This window comes from Rhodococcus tibetensis, assembly GCF_024438035.1.
GTDB lineage: Bacteria > Actinomycetota > Actinomycetes > Mycobacteriales > Mycobacteriaceae > Rhodococcus_F > Rhodococcus_F tibetensis.
In genome coordinates this window covers 183,003-199,526 of sequence record NZ_JANFQF010000002.1, presented here as the reverse complement: position 1 = coordinate 199,526, position 16,524 = coordinate 183,003, and the positions used below count along the sequence as shown (strand labels likewise).

The following is a 16,524-nucleotide window of genomic DNA, read 5'->3' as shown; positions in this document are numbered from 1 at the left end:
CACTTCGGGGTACATCGGTGCTGTTCGTCACGACACGAACAGGGGTCGGTCTCGTTCGACGTGGCGCTGGGCAACGACGTCGAGGAGCGGATCGGACACGCTCGCCAACCCGGTCACGCACTGATCGGCGACGTCGTCACACAGGTCCGCCAATGTGAAGGTGCAGGCGGCGACCTGCGCGGGATCGAGCGCGAGCAGCCGCTGCGCGGCAATCGCGGAACCGGTCATGGTGGTGTAGACGACGACCAGCGCGGCTTCGCGGGCCGAGACACCGGTGAGACGCCCGACCACCCCGGTCACCACCGGGAGGTGTGGACGCGTTCCGAGCGGCGACCAGTCATGTTCGGGCCAGGTGGTGCGGGACAACCTCAGCAGACCCCTGCCCTGTGCCCGGGACGAGGCACGCGCCGCCGGCGACGGGATCCGTGCATCCATCTCGAGGTCGCCGTGCTCGGCGGGGAGCCGGCCGTCGCATACCGCCGCGGCGATGGACCCCGCGACCAACCCGGAGGCCCGGATTCGCCTTCGGAGGAACGCCTCCATCGTCGGAATATCGCGGACGAGACCACTGGTGACCGCTTCCTCGATGCCGCCGGAGTGCACGTGACCGCCGGTCGGCAGCCTCGAGTCGGCCAGCGTGAACAAATGAGCGAGACGCATCAGAACAGGAAATATCGTTGTGCCATCGGCAATTCCGTTGCCGGCCGTTCCTCCCACACTTCACCGTCGATCCGGACGGTGAACGTATCCGGATCGACCTCGATGCGGGGTTGTGCATCGTTACGCGGCATGTCCGCCTTACCTCTGGTGCGCACGTTCGCAACCGGAACCAGCCGGCGATCGAGTGCGAGCCGATCTTCCAGACCGTCCTCGAGGGCGTGGGGGGCGACAAAGTGCACCGAGGTCGCCGCCGCGGCCTTCGGCGCCGCCCCGAACATGGGCCTCGGAAGCACCGGTTGCGGCGTCGGGATGGATGCGTTGGCATCACCCATCGCCGCCCAGGCGATCATGCCGCCCTTGATCACCGCGTGCGGTCGTACTCCGAAGAATGCGGGATCCCACAGCACCAGGTCGGCCAGTTTGCCCACCTCCACCGAGCCGATCTCCGCTTCCAGACCGTGCGCGACCGCCGGACAGATCGTGTACTTCGCGACGTAGCGCTGGACCCGGTGGTTGTCCGCCCCGTTGTCACCGGAGAGAAAGCCCCGGCGCCGCTTCATCACGTGGGCCGTCTGCCACGTACGCATCACCACCTCCCCGATGCGCCCCATCGCCTGCGAGTCACTGCCGATCATCGAGATCGCTCCCAGATCGTGGAGCAGATCCTCCGCTGCGATGGTCGACGGCCGGATCCGGCTCTCCGCAAACGCGAGGTCTTCGGGGATCTTGGGGCTCAGGTGATGACACACCATCAGCATGTCGAGGTGCTCGTCGAGAGTGTTGACGGTATGTGGCCGAGTCGGATTGGTGGAACTCGGCAGGACGTTCGGGTGCGCGGCCACCGTGATGATGTCCGGCGCGTGCCCGCCGCCCGCGCCCTCGGTGTGGTAGGCGTGGATCGCGCGTCCGGCGATGGCTGCGACGGTGTCCTCCACGAAACCCGCTTCGTTGAGCGTGTCCGAGTGCAGGGCCACCTGCACTCCGGCGGCCTCGGCCACCGTCAGACACGCGTCGATCGCGGCAGGCGTCGACCCCCAGTCCTCATGCAGCTTGAAACCCGATACACCGCCGCGCAACTGTTCCCACATCGACTCGGATCTGACGGTGTTTCCCTTGCCCAGCAGGGCAATGTTCATCGGCCAGCCGTCGAGCGCCTCGAGCATCCGGGCGGTATGCCACGTACCCGGGGTTACCGTGGTGGCCTTACTCCCCTCGGCCGGCCCCGTTCCGCCACCGACGAGTGTGGTGATACCCCCGCCGAGTGCCTCGTCCATGATCTGCGGCGCGATGAAGTGCACGTGGCAGTCGATACCACCGGCTGTGAGAATCTTGCCGTTACCGGCAATGATCTCGGTGGAGGGACCCACCACCAGGTCGGGGTGCACGCCGGACATCGTATCGGGGTTGCCGGCCTTGCCGAGCGCCACGATGCGGCCGTCGCGAATACCCACGTCCGCCTTGACGATTCCCCAGTGATCGACGATCACGACGCCGGTGATCACGGTGTCGGGGGCGCCCTCCGCCCGGGTCGCACGGCCTTGCCCCATGGACTCCCGCAGCACTTTTCCGCCACCGAACACCGCTTCATCGCCGGCGAGTCCCGGTCCCCCGCTGCGATCCTCGGTGATCTCGATCAACAAGTCGGTATCAGCGAGCCGGATGCGGTCGCCGGTGGTGGGGCCGAACAGCTCGGCGTACCGCGCACGGGTGAGGTCGGTCATGACGGGTCCAGCCTGCCGGGAGGCGTAAGGCTCAGTCCGTGTACTTCGCGTCCACCACCGAGGGGTACGAGCGAAATCGTCTGCGCAATTCCCGGTTCGAACCGCACCGCAGTGCCTGCGGGGATATCGAGCCGTAGGCCGTGCGCGGCCACCCGATCGAACTGGAGAGCGGAGTTCGACTGCGGGAAGTGGACATGGCTGCCGACCTGCACGGGCCGATCACCGGTGTTCACGACCTCGAGTCGCGTGCGGGGCGCGCCCTCGTTGAGCTCGATCACACCGTCGGCGCAGAACACTTCACCTGGAATCACGATGCCCCCTATGCAATCGGATCGTGGACGGTGACGAGTTTGGTGCCGTCGGGGAAGGTCGCCTCCACCTGCACGTCGTGCAGCATCTCGGGGACGCCTTCCATCACATCGGACCGAGTGAGCACCTCACGCCCGGAGACCATCAGCTCCGCCACCGATCGTCCGTCCCGCGCACCCTCGAGAATGTGGTCGGTGATGATCGCGACCGCCTCCGGATGATTGAGCGTCAGGCCCCGTTGCTGTCGCCTACGCGCGAGTTCTGCGGCGTAGCTCAGGAGCAGACGCTCCTGCTCGTGGGGCGACAAGCGCATGTGTCCTCCTGCGGTCGGTGCGTCGCAATACTGCCACGATCTGCGTTGTGGCACCGCCCAGGCCCTGACCCGTCACGCTTCTCATCACGGAAACATTCGTGACACGCACTCGACACAGCGCCTTCCTACCGTTCCCGCATGGCCTCATCCCCTCCCCCGCCTGTCGCAATCCCGGCTACCCGATCGCCCTGGTACACCAATCTGTTCGTGCAACTTCTGATCGGAATCGTCGGCGGCATCACGCTGGGATGGTTGTGGCCGACCGTGGGATCCGAGCTGAAACCGATCGGCGACACGTTCGTCAAGCTGATCAAGATGCTGATCGCACCGTTGATCTTCACGGTGGTAGTGACGGGAATCGCCAAAGTCGGCGACGTCAAGGCCGTCGGACGGATCGGCGTCAAGGCGCTGATCTACTTCACCGCGGTCACCGGCTTCGCGCTGCTCTTCGGGTTGGTGATGGGAAACATCGTCAAACCCGGCGCCGGATTCGACATCGACCCAGCCACTCTCGCCGACGGCACCGAGCAGATCACGGAGAAGACCGGCGGTGGTGAACTACCCGGCGCCGTGGAATTCCTCACCGGCATCGTGCCGTCCAGCGTCGTCGGTGCCTTCGCCGACAACCTACTTCTTCAGGTCCTCTTCTTCGCGGTGCTCTTCGGCATCGCCCTGGCCAAGTTCGGCGAGCACGGTCCCCCGCTGGTTCTCGAATTCGTCGACCACCTCAGCCACATCATCTTCATCATCATCGGCTGGATCATGCGGCTCGCCCCGATCGGCGCGTTCGGCGCGATGGCGTTCATCATCGGCCAGTACGGAATCTCCACGCTGGGCAGCTTCGCCAAACTCATCGCCTGCTGCTACCTCGCCGGAGCCTTGTTCGTCCTCGTCCTCGCGCTGATCGCGAAGTTCGCCGCGGGACTGAACATCTTCACGTTCATCCGTTACACCAAGGAGGAGTTCGGTCTCGCGCTGGGAACCGCCTCGTCCGAGGCCGTGCTTCCCCGCATCATGGCCAAGCTCGTCGGCGCAGGGAACTCGCAGGCCACGACCGGTCTCGTTGTGCCGACCGGATACTCGTTCAACCTCGACGGGGCCGCGATCTACCTGTCCATCTCCACGCTGTTCCTCGCCCAGGCCACCGGCCACGACCTGTCGCTCGGCGATCAACTCGGTGCGCTATTCATCTTGTTGCTCACCTCCAAAGGCATGGCGGGCGTGCCGGGTTCGTCCTTCCTTGCCCTGTCCGCTACCGCCACCGCACTCGGGATCTTTCCTACGGCGGCCGTCGCCGTGCTCCTCGGCGCCGACCGCATCATGGATTCGATGCGGGTATTCGTCAATCTCCTCGGCAACTGTGTCGCGACGTTCGTCGTCTCGAACTGGGAAGGGCAGCTCGACCGACAGCAGATGCTGGACGCCCTCGACGGAAAGCTCACCCCCGGCAGCGCGGATCCCTTCGAGCCGCCGCCGGTCGTGGCCCAGTACGAGTCGCGTCAATAGCCGGCGGGGATGCCGAACACTCTGATCGCGTCGCGGTACATGCCGAGCTGCTGGTCCTTGGTCAAGGGCATGACTTCGGCGATCAGCTGACCGGCACTGGTGATCGCGCTCATCGCCCCGACCACCGGCAGTCCGGCGACGTTGAAATCGACCGTTGCCCTGCGGATGTGGTTGGCCGACGTCACGATGATCGCGCCACCCGCACCGAGCGAGCGCGCGAGCGGCACCGAGTTGAGCGCGTTGCCCACCGTCGATCCAGCACGGTGTTCGGCATGGATCCGGTGGCTCGGAACACCGTTGGCCTGTAACCACCCCTGCATGGCAGCTGCCTCGGTGATGCCGTTCTGCGGGTTGCCGCCGGTCACAATGATGGGCGAGAACGGGGACACCCACGACTGGATCACCGTGGCCTGTAGCCGGTTGATCAACTCAGGGCGCATGGAGCCGTCGGGAAGCAGTCCGTAACCGAGGACGACGATCGCCGTGGACGGACCCTGGATGGCGGGAAGCGGGTTCGGCGGCGTGAAGGAAGCGATTCTGATGGCGTCGAGCAGACCGTGCACGCCGGCACGCATTCCCCCATCCATCGCTCCCAGTCGTGCGAGCGCCGCTTCCCGGGTGATCGGGTCTCCGACTGCATCGGCGTAGATGGCCTGCAGAGCCACCGCATTCGGGTCTCCCGGGTCCTGGGCGACGGCTCCCCCGATGTCGGCGAGCGCTCCTCGTGCGTCACCGGCGGCGAATCTGCCCTGTGCACTGTTGAAGAGATCTGCGGCCGAGGCCGAGGCCGTTGCGATGGGTGAGACCGCGAGGACGAGCGAGAAGAGGGTGGCCAGCAGGGCGGCTGCCGCTGCCCTGGCGGGAAGCAGCCGAATACGCGTATTCATCCTGAAACAAGGACCTTTCCGTCGGATTTTCACGAGAAGACTGGTGCGATGGTCCGTGGAGCGTCGGCGGCCAGTGTAGTGGCGGGACCGGTGGGGCCGCTCGATTTCGTACCAGACGGTTTCTTGAAAATCAGGACAGGATCTGTCCGCAATAGGTGGCATCCTGATCGTCATGCGAGAAACTTCGGCGCGACTTCTCCGGTTGCTCTCACTCCTGCAGACGCGCAAGGACTGGTCCGGAGCCGAACTGGCCGATCGACTCGGAATCACGCCGCGCACCGTTCGCCGGGACGTCGAAAAACTCCGCGACCTCGGCTACCCGGTCGATGCGACCGTCGGAGTCGGCGGCGGTTACCAACTGGGTGCCGGCGCCGAGATGCCGCCTCTCCTACTCGACGACGAAGAGGTCATGGCTGTCGCTCTCGGACTCCAATCGGGAGCCACCGGTTCCGTGGTGGGCATCGGGGAGGCGTCGATGCGCGCCCTCGTCAAGCTCAGGCAGGTGATGCCGTCGCGGCTCCGCCACCGCCTCGAGGCGTTGCAGGTCGACGTGGTGCACCGAGAACCCGCGCGGAGCGCCGTGAACGCGCAAGTGCTCTCCAGCGTCGCCTCGGTGTGCCACAACCATGAGCGTCTCCGATTCGACTACAGCACCCACGACGGCACCGAGAGTCGCCGCGAAGTGGAGCCCTACCGGCTCGTCCGATCCGGGGTTCGCTGGTACCTGGTGGCATGGGATCTCACGCGCGCCGACTGGCGTTCGTTCCGGGTGGATCGAATGACACCGAAGATTCCGACCGGCCCCCGCTTCGCGCCGCGCGAGCTCCCGCCCGGCGGCGCCGCCGACTTCGTCTCCCGCGGAATCAACCGCGCGGTCACGCAGATACGCGCACGGGTGCTCTTGCACGCTCCGATCGACGAGATCGCTCCCATGGTGCACGAAGACTGGGGCACTCTCGAAGAACTACCGGACGGCCGCTGCGCCGTGGCGCTCGGCGGCGACTCCCTGGCGTCGATCGCCAACTGGCTCAGCGCTTTCGGCACCGACTTCACTGTGCTCGATCCACCTGAGCTGCGAGAAGAGTGCCGACGGGTGGGCGAACGCCACCGCCTCTTCGCCGACCGCTACGGTAACGCCTGACCACGACGCCGTTCCGTGGTCAGGCGTGTCTCGGATATCGACGGGGCGACGCGGTCGTTCATCGGTGTCCGAGCAGTGACGAGAAGAAGGGGTCGGGGTTGTCGGGGATGCACACGATTGTCGAGGAGGGGCGCGCCCGCGCACCGTCAGGGTCCGGAAGCAGCCTGAAAGTGCTTGTGGGGGGCCATCTGGCGCTCGGCGCCGCAACCGTGGTCACCATGGTGTTCTCGCTGGCATTTCTGTGCACCCTGGACAACGGAAACGATCCGTGGACCTGGCCGGCGCGGTACTCGTCGGCGTGGTACGTCTGCGCAGCCATCCTCGCCACGACGGCGTGGGCGCTTCTCGTCACCGGTGTGCTGATCTTCCGTCCGGGACGTCGCCGAGGATTGGGCACCGCAACGTTCTTCGTCGCTGTCGCCCTCGGAATCGCGGCCGTTGTCGGTCTCTTCGGGCCGAATTCAGCCCTCCAGCTGTGGCTGGTGTGTGCAATCAATCTGGCGTATCAAGCAGCGCATCTACGTTCGGTGTGAGCAGAAACGAGACAAGGCCCCACTCCGAAGAGTGGGGCCTTGCTCGAACGTCACGTCCCGGCGGACCGGGAAGTCATGGTCGTTCTCAGACCAGGGTGACGCCGGTGGCCTGCGGGCCCTTGTTGCCCTGGCCGATCTCGAACGAAACACGCTGGTTCTCCTCGAGCGTGCGGAAGCCGCCGCTCTGGATCTCCGAGTAATGGACGAACACGTCAGCGCTGCCATCCTCGGGGGCGATGAAGCCGAACCCCTTCTCGGAGTTGAACCACTTCACGATGCCCTCTGCCATGTAAATCTCCTCTAACACAGTTTCTTCTTCAGGTAACCGGCTCGGTTACCTGGGTCATCTGACACGACCGCTTATGACAATTCCTGTGGAGGACGTCCAAACGCTCGCAACCATCGATTTGCGAGCGTGGGAAACACAAACACAAAACTTACGACCTCCAATAGTGAACCACATCGGTGGCCGGTTGTCTCCCCCACCCCCGAATCAATGCGGGCAACTGCCCACCTGATGGGATTCGACGCGCTAGTGTCGAGGTCGAGCGAGACACGACCTCCCTGCATCTCGGCAGCGATGGCGGCGTCTTCGCTGTTACGGACGGGTGGCGGCAAGACGGACGAATGCCGCAGCATCGAGTCTTTCCCCGCGCGTAGACGGTTCGATGCCCGCCTCCACGAGCCTGCGCTCCGCTTCGACGGGGGAGCCTGCCCAGCCACTGAGTGCAGCACGTAAAGTCTTGCGGCGCTGCGCGAATGCGGCGTCGATCACGGAAAACACTCGCCGCCGATGCTCGTCGTCGATCGGCCACGGAGGTTCGGCGTAACGATCGATGCGCACCAATCCGGACTCCACCTTGGGAACCGGCCAGAACACCGCCTTACCCACGGCCCCCGCACGCCGGACGGCACCGAAGAAGTTGGCCTTCACGCTCGGCACCCCGTAGGTCTTGCTTCCGGGCGAAGCCGCCAGGCGGTCCGCCACCTCAGCCTGCACCATCACCAGAGCCGTTCGCAGACTGGGCAGTTCCGCGAACAGGTGCAGCAACACCGGCACGGCCACGTTGTAGGGCAGATTGGCGACGAGCGCAGTGGGTTCACCGGGAATCTCGGACGGCTGGACGCGCATCGCGTCCGCCTCGACCACGGTCAGCCGGTCCGCCAGCCCCGGAGCCCGGTCGGCGACCGTAACCGGAAGGCGAGCGGCGAGATTGGGATCGATCTCCACCGCGATCACCTTGTCCACCACGTCGAGGAGCGCCAGGGTCAGCGAGCCGAGACCGGGCCCGACCTCGAGAACGATGTCGCTGCGGCCCACTCCGGCAGTGGCTACGATACGACGGACGGTATTGGCGTCGTGAACGAAGTTCTGCCCCAGTTGCTTAGTGGGGCGCACACCGAATTCCTCGGCCAGGGAACGCACTTCGGCGGGGCCGAGCAGAGCAGCCTGCCCTCGGGCGGTCTGACCTCGTTCGACATGGGGTAGTTCGGCGTCGGACACCAGGGAGACTTTAACGGACTCCGAGCCTGCCCGAACACGACGGCCATGCTCCCCATCCCTGCGTCTTCTGCGTTCGCGAGGCGATCGCGATCTGCTCCTCGCGGGTGGCGAGGTCGGCCCGCGGTGCGTACTTGAGACCGCCCTGGCGCTCCCAGGTGTTCTGGTCGAATTGAACACCGCCGTAGAAGCCGTTGCCCGTGTTGATGGCCCAGTTCCCGGTGGCTTCACACTGTGCGAGCGCATCCCAGACTGCGGCGTTCTCGACGGGGGGCACTTCCGTACCTGGTTTCGCGCCGACCCGGATCACCTTCGGCTGAGCGGGTGTGGTCACCGTGACCGCGACCTGGTTGCGACCCACTTCCTTGCCGTTGACGGTGTTGACCGCAAAAGTGACGTCCTGCACACCCGGCATACCGGGGTTCTCGACCACGGTGCGGCTCATATTCATCGTGGGGTCCTCGATCCGCTGCTCCGGCGGCGCCAACGGCAACGTCTCCACCTTCGTCTCTACCCGGTCGCGAGTGACGGTGACCTCCATGCCTTCGATCAGCGGAGTGTCCGCGGAGGGCACGACCGTGTCGGACTGTTCGAGACCAGCGCCGTGCGCGGCGAGGAAATCCCCGACCGTCGGTGCGGCCAGCCGCACCTCCGTCACCGGCGCAGCGCCGTCGGTGAGCTTGACCACCATCGGGTTGCGAACCTCCAGGGCGGCGCCGTCGAGAGGCAATCGCTGCGATCGCGACGCAGAGACGTGGACGTCCTCGGCGATCTCCAACTGCTTCAGCGCGTCCTCGACGGTGAGCGCCGTGGTCCACACCGTCTTGGGCTGACCGTCCACGGTCAGGGACACCTCCCGCGCGCGGCGCAGGACGACCGTGTCACCGTCGGACAGAGTCGCGTCCCGTTCGGGTGCCACAACGTCCCGCTCGTCGAGCGAGTACCCGGCGTCGGACAACGCTGCGTCGACGCTGGTGCTCATGGTGCTCAGGGAGATCATTTCGCCGTCCACGTCGAGCGTGACGTTCTTGTGCCGGATCACCGCCATCACTCCGCCCGCGATCAGGGTGGCGAGAAGCAGCGCAACCACGGTGTACAGCAGCGGCGAGCGGGCCGAGTTGATCTTGGCGAAGGGCGACATCGTGTTCCTTTACGTCAAGGCGAGCGGGTCAGCGGAGTCCGAGCTTGCTGGTGCAGGCGGGCCACGCACCCCAGCCCTGCGTCGCCTGGACCTTTTCGGCGACGGAGATCTGCTGTTCGCGCGACGCGAGGTCGGCGCGGGGGGCGTAGGCGGTGCCACCGAACGATTCCCAGGTGCTCTGGGTGAACTGGAGTCCGCCGTAGAAGCCGTTGCCCGTGTTGATGGCCCAGTTGCCGGTGGCCTCGCAGTGCGCGATCGAATCCCAGGTCGACGCGTTGGAGATCGCGATCTCCTTCACTCCCACACGGACGACGGCGGGCGCGGGTTCGCGCAGCACCTCCGACTTCAGTTCCTGGCGGCCGGCCTCGACACCGTTGACGGTCTTCACTGCGGCCGTGACGGTGCGCTCACCGGGAACACCCGGGTTCTCGACGACGGTCTTGCCCTTGTCGAGCGCGGGGTCGTCCACACGGTTCTCGGGGGGCGCGATCGGCAGGGTTTCGGTGCGTGTCTCGGTGCGGTCGCGCGTGACGTGGATCTCCGCGCCGTCGAGCACGGGGCTGTCGGCGGGAGGGACGACGGTGTCGGCCTGCTGGAGCGGAGCGCCCCTGGCTGCCAGCAGTTCACCCACGGTGGGGGCGGCGAGACGGACTTCGGCGATCGGTGCGCCGCCGTCTGCGACCTTGACGAGCTTGGGCTCGACCACGTCCAGCTCGGCACCTTCGAGCGGAAGACGTTGCGAGCGTGACGCCGAGACGTGTACGTCTTCGGCCAGTTCGAACTGCTTCAGGGCGTCGTCGACGGTGAGCGCCGTGGTCCAGACCTTCTTCGGCTCTCCGTCGACGGTGAGCGTGACCTCGCGGGCTCGCCGCAACACCACGGTGTCGCCCTCGGAGAGCGAGGCGTCGGCCGCGGGTGCGACCGCGTCACGCTCGTTGACGGTGTAGCCGGCGTCATCGAGTGCGCCACTGACGTCCGTGGCCATCGTGCCGAGCGACATGCTCTCGCCGTCGACGTCGATCGTGACGGTCTTGTGCCGGGCTACGGCCAGGGCGCCCCCCACGACGAGGGTCGCGAGCAGGGCCGCGACCACCACGTACAGGAGAGGCGATTTGGCGTTGTTAAGTCTGGCGAGTACTGACACATCAAGTCCCAAGGCTGGCGAAAGTTTGATCACGGTACGGTAACGAATCGGCCTTGCTATGGCAACTTTGCGCCCTGGACCTGCTACCTAGATCACAAATAGATTGAGATCGGACACGGTTTCCGACTCGGCGCGAAAAATGCTTCTGGTTCGGACCACCCGCGCCGACGCAGTATCTTGCGTCATGCACCAAGAGCCCGGAAGCGACCGGGCACTGTCATAGAAAGCTGGGGTTCCGTGCACAGCAGATCCGATCGACTTCTGAGACACGTCAGACGTCCGAGAGTGCCCGCGGTGATCGCCGCGCTGACGCTGCTCGTCACGCTCGTCGCGCCAGGCCTCGCAGGCGCGCAACAGCCCGATCCGAACGGCGCGCAGCAGCCCGCCCCGGGCGACAACTACATCGTCGCCACCGACATCACGTTCGCCCCGTTCGAGTTCCAGGACGAATCCGGCAAGCTCGTCGGCATCGACATGGACCTACTCGCAGCCATCGCCGAAGACCAGGGATTCGACTACACCGTCAACGCGGTCGGATTCGATGCCGCACTGCAGGCGGTCACCGGCGGGCAGGCCAACGGAATGATCGCCGGTATGTCGATCACCGACGCCCGCAAGGCCACGTTCGACTTCTCCGACCCGTACTTCGAGTCGGGCGTCCAGATGGGCGTGCTCGAGGACGACGACTCGATCGCCTCGTACGAGGATCTGCGCGGCAAGTCCGTAGCGGTCAAGAACGGCACCGAAGGCGCGACGTACGCCGAGTCCATCAAGAGCCAGTACGGCTTCACCACCAAATACTTCGCCGACTCGTCGAGCATGTTCGACGAGGTGCGCACCGGTAACTCGGCCGCCGTGTTCGAGGACTACCCGGTGCTGGCCTACGGCATCAAGCAGGGCAACGGTTTCAAGACCGTCACCGACAAGGTTCCGGGCGCAAGCTACGGATTCGCCGTGGCCAAGGGACAGAACGCGCAGCTCCTGCAGCAGTTCAACGCCGGGCTCGCCAACCTGAAGTCGAACGGCCAGTACGAAGACATCCTCGCCCGATACCTCGACACCGACGCGAGCACCGACGACAACTCCATCCTCGGACTGATCAAAAGCACCTGGAAACTTCTCCTCGAAGGACTGTGGCTCACCGTCCTGCTGACCGTCGTCTCCATCGCCATCGCCCTCGTCCTGGGTGCGATCTTCGGCCTGTTCCGGGTGTCGACCAACATCGTGCTCCGCGGAATCGGCACCACCTACGTCGACGTCTTCCGCGGAACCCCGCTGCTGGTGCAAGCCTTCTTCATCTACTTCGGCATCCCGGCCGCTCTGGACTTTCAGATGTCGGCGTTCACCGCCGGCATCATCACCCTCAGTCTCAACGCGGGCGCCTACATGGCGGAAATCGTGCGCGGCGGCATCCTGTCGGTCGACAAGGGCCAGATGGAAGCGTCGCGAAGCCTCGGCATCAGCTATCTGAAGTCGATGCAGAAGGTCGTGATGCCGCAGGCCGTGCGCACCATGATCCCGTCGTACATCAACCAATTCGTGATCACGCTGAAAGATACGTCGATCCTGTCCGTGATCGGGCTGGCCGAGCTCACTCAGACCGGGCGGATCATCATCGCCCGCAACTACCAGTCGTTCAACATGTGGCTGATCATCGGCGTCATGTACTTCATCATCATCATGGCGTTGACAAAGCTGTCGAACCGCCTCGAGAAGAGGATCAATCGATGACCGAATCGAACCAGTCCCCGGTGGCCACGACCGAGCCGAAGATCCGTGTGTGCGGCCTGAAGAAGTCGTTCGGCGACAACGAGGTACTCAAAGGAATCGACGTCGAGATCCAGAGCGGCGACGTGGTCTGCGTGATCGGCCCGTCCGGCTCCGGCAAGAGCACCTTCCTGCGCTGCCTCAACCGACTCGAGGACATCACCGGCGGCAGCGTCGTCGTCGACAGCTTCGACGTGAGCGACAAGAAGATCGACATCGACCGTGTGCGTCAGCACATCGGCATGGTGTTCCAGCACTTCAATCTGTTCCCGCACATGACGGCGATCGAGAACGTGATGCTGGGGCCCGTCCAGACCAAGCGGGCCTCCAAGGAGGAAGCACGGGCCACGGCGGTGCGGCTACTCGATCAGGTCGGACTCGCCGAGAAGGCGGACGCCAAGCCTGCGAGCTTGTCCGGGGGGCAGAAACAGCGTGTCGCGATTGCGCGCGCTCTCGCGATGAACCCGGACATCATGCTGTTCGACGAGGCCACCAGCGCCCTCGACCCGGAGATGGTCGGGGAGGTTCTGCAGGTGCTTCGCGACCTCGCGAAGGGTGGCATGACGATGGTGGTGGTGACGCACGAGATGGGCTTCGCCCGTGAGGTCGCGGACCGGGTGATCTTCATGGCGGACGGCTACGTGGTCGAGGAGGGAACACCCGAGCAGATCTTCGGGAGCCCCCGCGAGGCCCGTACCCAGGACTTTCTGAACAAGGTCCTCTGACACGTGTAGTGGCAAAGTACGCCGCGGCGTACTTTGCCACTCCACGTCCGGGGGTCAGACGCTTGCGGTTTCCTTCGTCGCCCAGGGCAGCTTCGCACCGAGCAGGCCGTCGACACCGAACTTGCCGGAGCCGACCACCGCGAGAAGCAGGGAGCCGACGCCGAGGGCGAGGACCAGTTCGTACCCGCCCTCACTGGCGAAAATGCCCTTGTCGATGTGCGCGATGAAGAAGGCGCCCACCATGTCGAGGAACAGCAGGATGCCGAAGACCGGCACTGCAGCCCCGACGATCAGAGCGAGACCGCCGATGATTTCGAGCCAGGTGACCACAAACGCCGAGATGCCGGGGAGAGGGACACCCATGCTCTCGAATCCGGCCGTCTGCTTGTCCAGTCCGTTGGTGAAGGCCTTCTGCCACCCGTGCGCGAGGAAGATGACTCCGATGCCTACCCGGGCGATGAGAATTCCGAGATTGCGAACTGCGGGGTTGTTCATTGACCATGCCTTTCATCGAGGCGTCCCCGCGGATCGGGACGACCGTTACGTGACGGCCATCAGCCTAGAATGTCTTAGTTGAAACTTCAACATAGGGCCTTCGGCCCTGTGCGCGGTCGAGGAGTCGCTGGACTCGCTAACCACTCACGGGCCGCAGGCCGTATACCCGCTCCGCGGTAATTGTCGACGCTCGTGCCAGCGCTCCCGGCTCCTCGCCGCGAACCTCGGCCAGGGCCCGCACGGTGTACGGCAGGCAGTACGGCTCGTTGGGAGCTCCCCGGAACGGATGCGGGGTGAGGAACGGGGCGTCCGTCTCGACGATCAGTTGGTCGGCGGGCACGAGGGGCGCCGCCTCCCGCAACGCCTTCGCGTTCTTGAAGCTGACGGTGCCCGAGAAACTGAGAACGTACCCGGCCTCGATGCATTCACGCGCCATCGCCGCATCCGAGGAGAAGCAATGGAAGACCACCACCTCGGGCGCTCCCTCCTCGCGCAGCACTTCCAGCAGCGCCTGATCTGCGTCCCTGTTGTGGATCATCAGGGTTTTCCCCAGCCGTTTCGCCAGGTCGATGTGCCACCGGAAGCCCTCCTCCTGCTCCGGCACGGTGGCGCAGCCGTCGAGTTTTCCCGGCCAGTAGAAGTCGAGGCCCGTCTCCCCCACGGCCACCACGCGCGGATCATCAGCCAGTCGCTCGATCTCCGCCTTGGTGGAGTCGTCGAGGACATTGGCCCTCGTCGGGTGGATGGCGACGGCGGCGTACACCCGTGCATCCCAGTTCGCCGCATCGACGGCGAACCGTGCGGCATCGAGATCGTCGGCCACGGTGACCACTCGTTCCACACCGACAGCGGCCGCCCGGTCCACGATCTTCCTGACACTCGCAGCGTCCGACGCTCCACACGCGTCGAGATGAGTGTGCGCATCGACGAGCGGAAACAGTGGTTGTGGCGCTTCGGGCGCGGGACGGTCTTTGCTCATGCGCACATTGTCGACGGCAACCCCGCGCGAACGCCAATGCCCCCACGCGCCGCGTGAGACAGAGATCCGCATTTCGGGCCTACCCCAATCTGCGCGTCGCGGAAGCGCGCGGCGCAGATAGAGTGGTCGCACCATGAATGCTGCTGACTCCACCGCTTCGCGGCCACCTTTCTACCTGACGACGGCGATCGCGTACCCCAACGGCGTCCCGCACATCGGTCACGCGTACGAGTACATCTCCTCGGACGCACTGGCACGATTCAAGCGCCTCGACGGGTTCGACGTCTTCTTCCTGACCGGAACCGACGAGCACGGCCTGAAGATGCAGCAGACGGCGATCAAGGAAGGTATCGACGTCCGCGAGCTCGCCGCCAGGAACTCCGACGTGTTCGAGGCCCTCGACAAGACCTTGAACATTTCGTACGACCGGTTCATCCGCACCACGGATACCGATCACGAAGAAGCCAGCAAGGCGATCTGGCAGAAGATGCTCGAGGGCGGTGACATCTACCTGGACACGTACTCGGGCTGGTACTCGGTGCGGGACGAAGCCTTTTACACCGAGGCCGAGACGACGCTCCAGGAGGACGGCTCGCGGCTGTCCACCGAGACCGGGACGCCGGTCGAGTGGACCGAGGAGTCGACCTACTTCTTCAAGCTGTCCGAGTATCAGGACAAGCTGCTGCGGTTGTACGAGGAGAACCCGGACTTCATCGCGCCGGCGACGCGCCGCAACGAAATCGTCAGCTTCGTCAAGGGCGGCCTGAAGGATCTGTCGATCTCCCGTACCACCTTCGACTGGGGCGTTCCGGTTCCCGAACACCCCGAGCACGTCATGTACGTGTGGGTCGACGCCCTCACCAACTACCTCACCGGCGCCGGCTACCCCGACACGGAGTCCGAGCAGTTCGGCAAGTTCTGGCCCGCGAATCTCCACATCATCGGCAAGGACATCACCCGATTCCACACCGTGTACTGGCCGGCATTCCTCATGTCGGCGGGGATCGAGTTGCCGAAGCGGGTCTTCGTGCACGGGTTCCTCTACAACAAGGGCGAGAAGATGTCGAAGTCGGTCGGCAACGTCGTCGACCCGGTCGCCATGGTCGAGCAGTACGGCCTCGACGCCGTCCGCTTCTTCCTGTTGCGGGAGATCTCGTACGGGCAGGACGGCAGCTACAGCCACGAGGCCATCGTCACGCGCATCAATGCCGACCTGGCCAACGAGCTGGGCAACCTGGCCCAGCGCTCACTGTCGATGGTGGCGAAGAACTGTGACGCCCAGGTTCCGACGCCCGGCGAACTCACCGACGAAGACACCGCGATGCTCGCGTCGGCCGACGCTCTACTGGCCAAGTGCCGCGCCGAGTACGACGTCCAGGCGTTGCACCTCGCACTGGAAGCGATCTGGTCGGTTCTCGGTGAGACCAACCGGTACTTCTCCAAGCAGGAACCGTGGGTGCTGCGCAAGACGGACCCCGCCCGAATGGCCACGGTGCTGTATGTGACGCTCGAGGTGGTGCGCATCGTCGGAATTCTGGTGCAGCCGGTGATGCCGAACGCAGCGGAGAAGATTCTGGACCTGCTGGGCCAGAAGGCTGAGGCACGACAGTTCGCCGACCTCACCACCCGCATCGTGGCCGGCACGCCGCTGCCCGCACCCTCGGGCGTTTTCCCACGTTACGTGGACGAGTGACCCGTGCAG

The 16,524-nt window shown here is 65.1% G+C and carries 17 protein-coding genes; 6 read left to right on the top strand and 11 right to left on the bottom strand.

Annotated features, from left to right (window positions below; genetic code table 11):
- Window positions 1–27: 27 nt before the first annotated feature.
- The 4 genes from NOF53_RS03655 to NOF53_RS03640 are packed head-to-tail and all read right to left on the bottom strand — an operon-like array spanning window position 28 to window position 3,003.
- Window positions 28–660, bottom strand: a complete 633-nt coding sequence (locus NOF53_RS03655; protein ID WP_255965640.1) for an urease accessory protein UreF — start codon at window positions 658–660, stop codon at window positions 28–30.
- Window positions 660–2,381 carry an urease subunit alpha gene (locus tag NOF53_RS03650; RefSeq protein WP_255965638.1) on the bottom strand — a complete coding sequence of 574 codons (1,722 nt, stop codon included), beginning with the start codon at window positions 2,379–2,381 and terminating at the stop codon, window positions 660–662. The genes NOF53_RS03655 and NOF53_RS03650 overlap by 1 nt, the downstream gene beginning before the upstream one ends.
- Window positions 2,378–2,692, bottom strand: coding sequence for an urease subunit beta (locus NOF53_RS03645; RefSeq protein ID WP_255965636.1), 315 nt, complete (start codon window positions 2,690–2,692; stop codon window positions 2,378–2,380). Before NOF53_RS03645 ends, NOF53_RS03650 begins: the two co-directional genes overlap by 4 nt.
- 8 nt (window positions 2,693–2,700) lie before the next feature.
- Window positions 2,701–3,003 carry an urease subunit gamma gene (locus NOF53_RS03640; RefSeq protein WP_159925067.1) on the bottom strand — a complete coding sequence of 101 codons (303 nt, stop codon included), beginning with the start codon at window positions 3,001–3,003 and terminating at the stop codon, window positions 2,701–2,703.
- A gap of 138 nt (window positions 3,004–3,141) precedes the next feature.
- Here NOF53_RS03640 and NOF53_RS03635 point away from each other — a divergent pair, with 138 nt between their 5' ends.
- Window positions 3,142–4,509 carry a cation:dicarboxylate symporter family transporter gene (locus NOF53_RS03635; RefSeq protein ID WP_255965634.1) on the top strand — a complete coding sequence of 456 codons (1,368 nt, stop codon included), beginning with the start codon at window positions 3,142–3,144 and terminating at the stop codon, window positions 4,507–4,509.
- On the opposite strand, the gene NOF53_RS03630 is transcribed toward NOF53_RS03635, so the two are convergent.
- Entirely contained in the window at window positions 4,503–5,396 is an 894-nt protein-coding gene (locus NOF53_RS03630) for a YdcF family protein (protein WP_255965632.1), read from the bottom strand. The two genes, NOF53_RS03635 and NOF53_RS03630, sit on opposite strands and share 7 nt — an antisense overlap.
- Window positions 5,397–5,568: 172 nt before the next feature.
- Between NOF53_RS03630 and NOF53_RS03625 the strand changes: the two genes are divergently transcribed.
- Window positions 5,569–6,537, top strand: coding sequence for a helix-turn-helix transcriptional regulator (locus NOF53_RS03625; protein ID WP_255965631.1), 969 nt, complete (start codon window positions 5,569–5,571; stop codon window positions 6,535–6,537).
- 107 nt (window positions 6,538–6,644) lie between these two features.
- The gene (locus NOF53_RS03620) at window positions 6,645–7,070 is read left to right on the top strand and encodes a hypothetical protein (RefSeq protein WP_255965629.1); all 426 of its coding nucleotides are present in this window, start codon (window positions 6,645–6,647) and stop codon (window positions 7,068–7,070) included.
- An 85-nt stretch (window positions 7,071–7,155) separates the two neighbouring features.
- Here the strand turns inward: NOF53_RS03620 and NOF53_RS03615 are convergent, their stop codons facing one another.
- The 4 genes from NOF53_RS03615 to NOF53_RS03600 form a co-directional block, all read right to left on the bottom strand.
- The gene (locus NOF53_RS03615; protein ID WP_109332503.1) at window positions 7,156–7,359 is read right to left on the bottom strand and encodes a cold-shock protein; all 204 of its coding nucleotides are present in this window, start codon (window positions 7,357–7,359) and stop codon (window positions 7,156–7,158) included.
- 309 nt (window positions 7,360–7,668) lie between these two features.
- A complete protein-coding gene (rsmA, locus tag NOF53_RS03610) occupies window positions 7,669–8,574 on the bottom strand; it encodes a 16S rRNA (adenine(1518)-N(6)/adenine(1519)-N(6))-dimethyltransferase RsmA (RefSeq protein WP_255965626.1) in 906 nt (301 codons plus the stop codon).
- Window positions 8,575–8,584: 10 nt separating this feature from the next.
- On the bottom strand, window positions 8,585–9,712 hold the full coding sequence (locus tag NOF53_RS03605) for a resuscitation-promoting factor (RefSeq protein ID WP_255965624.1): 1,128 nt from the start codon (window positions 9,710–9,712) through the stop codon (window positions 8,585–8,587).
- Window positions 9,713–9,740: 28 nt separating this feature from the next.
- Entirely contained in the window at window positions 9,741–10,856 is a 1,116-nt protein-coding gene (locus NOF53_RS03600) for a resuscitation-promoting factor (protein ID WP_255965622.1), read from the bottom strand.
- Between the two features lie 237 nt (window positions 10,857–11,093).
- Here NOF53_RS03600 and NOF53_RS03595 point away from each other — a divergent pair, with 237 nt between their 5' ends.
- Window positions 11,094–12,587: an amino acid ABC transporter substrate-binding protein/permease gene (locus NOF53_RS03595; RefSeq protein ID WP_374212557.1), complete on the top strand. Its 1,494-nt coding sequence runs from the start codon at window positions 11,094–11,096 to the stop codon at window positions 12,585–12,587.
- Window positions 12,584–13,348 carry an amino acid ABC transporter ATP-binding protein gene (locus NOF53_RS03590; RefSeq protein ID WP_255965619.1) on the top strand — a complete coding sequence of 255 codons (765 nt, stop codon included), beginning with the start codon at window positions 12,584–12,586 and terminating at the stop codon, window positions 13,346–13,348. Before NOF53_RS03595 ends, NOF53_RS03590 begins: the two co-directional genes overlap by 4 nt.
- Window positions 13,349–13,402: 54 nt before the next feature.
- On the opposite strand, the gene NOF53_RS03585 is transcribed toward NOF53_RS03590, so the two are convergent.
- Both NOF53_RS03585 and NOF53_RS03580 read right to left on the bottom strand, forming a co-directional pair.
- The gene (locus NOF53_RS03585; protein ID WP_255965617.1) at window positions 13,403–13,843 is read right to left on the bottom strand and encodes a DoxX family protein; all 441 of its coding nucleotides are present in this window, start codon (window positions 13,841–13,843) and stop codon (window positions 13,403–13,405) included.
- A 136-nt stretch (window positions 13,844–13,979) separates the two neighbouring features.
- Window positions 13,980–14,822 (bottom strand): TatD family hydrolase, encoded by an 843-nt coding sequence (locus tag NOF53_RS03580; protein WP_255965615.1) that lies wholly within the window; start codon window positions 14,820–14,822, stop codon window positions 13,980–13,982.
- A 133-nt stretch (window positions 14,823–14,955) separates the two neighbouring features.
- On the opposite strand from NOF53_RS03580, the gene metG reads away from it, so the two are divergent.
- Window positions 14,956–16,515, top strand: coding sequence for a methionine--tRNA ligase (gene metG / locus NOF53_RS03575; RefSeq protein ID WP_255965613.1), 1,560 nt, complete (start codon window positions 14,956–14,958; stop codon window positions 16,513–16,515).
- The last annotated feature ends 9 nt before the right edge of the window (window positions 16,516–16,524 follow it).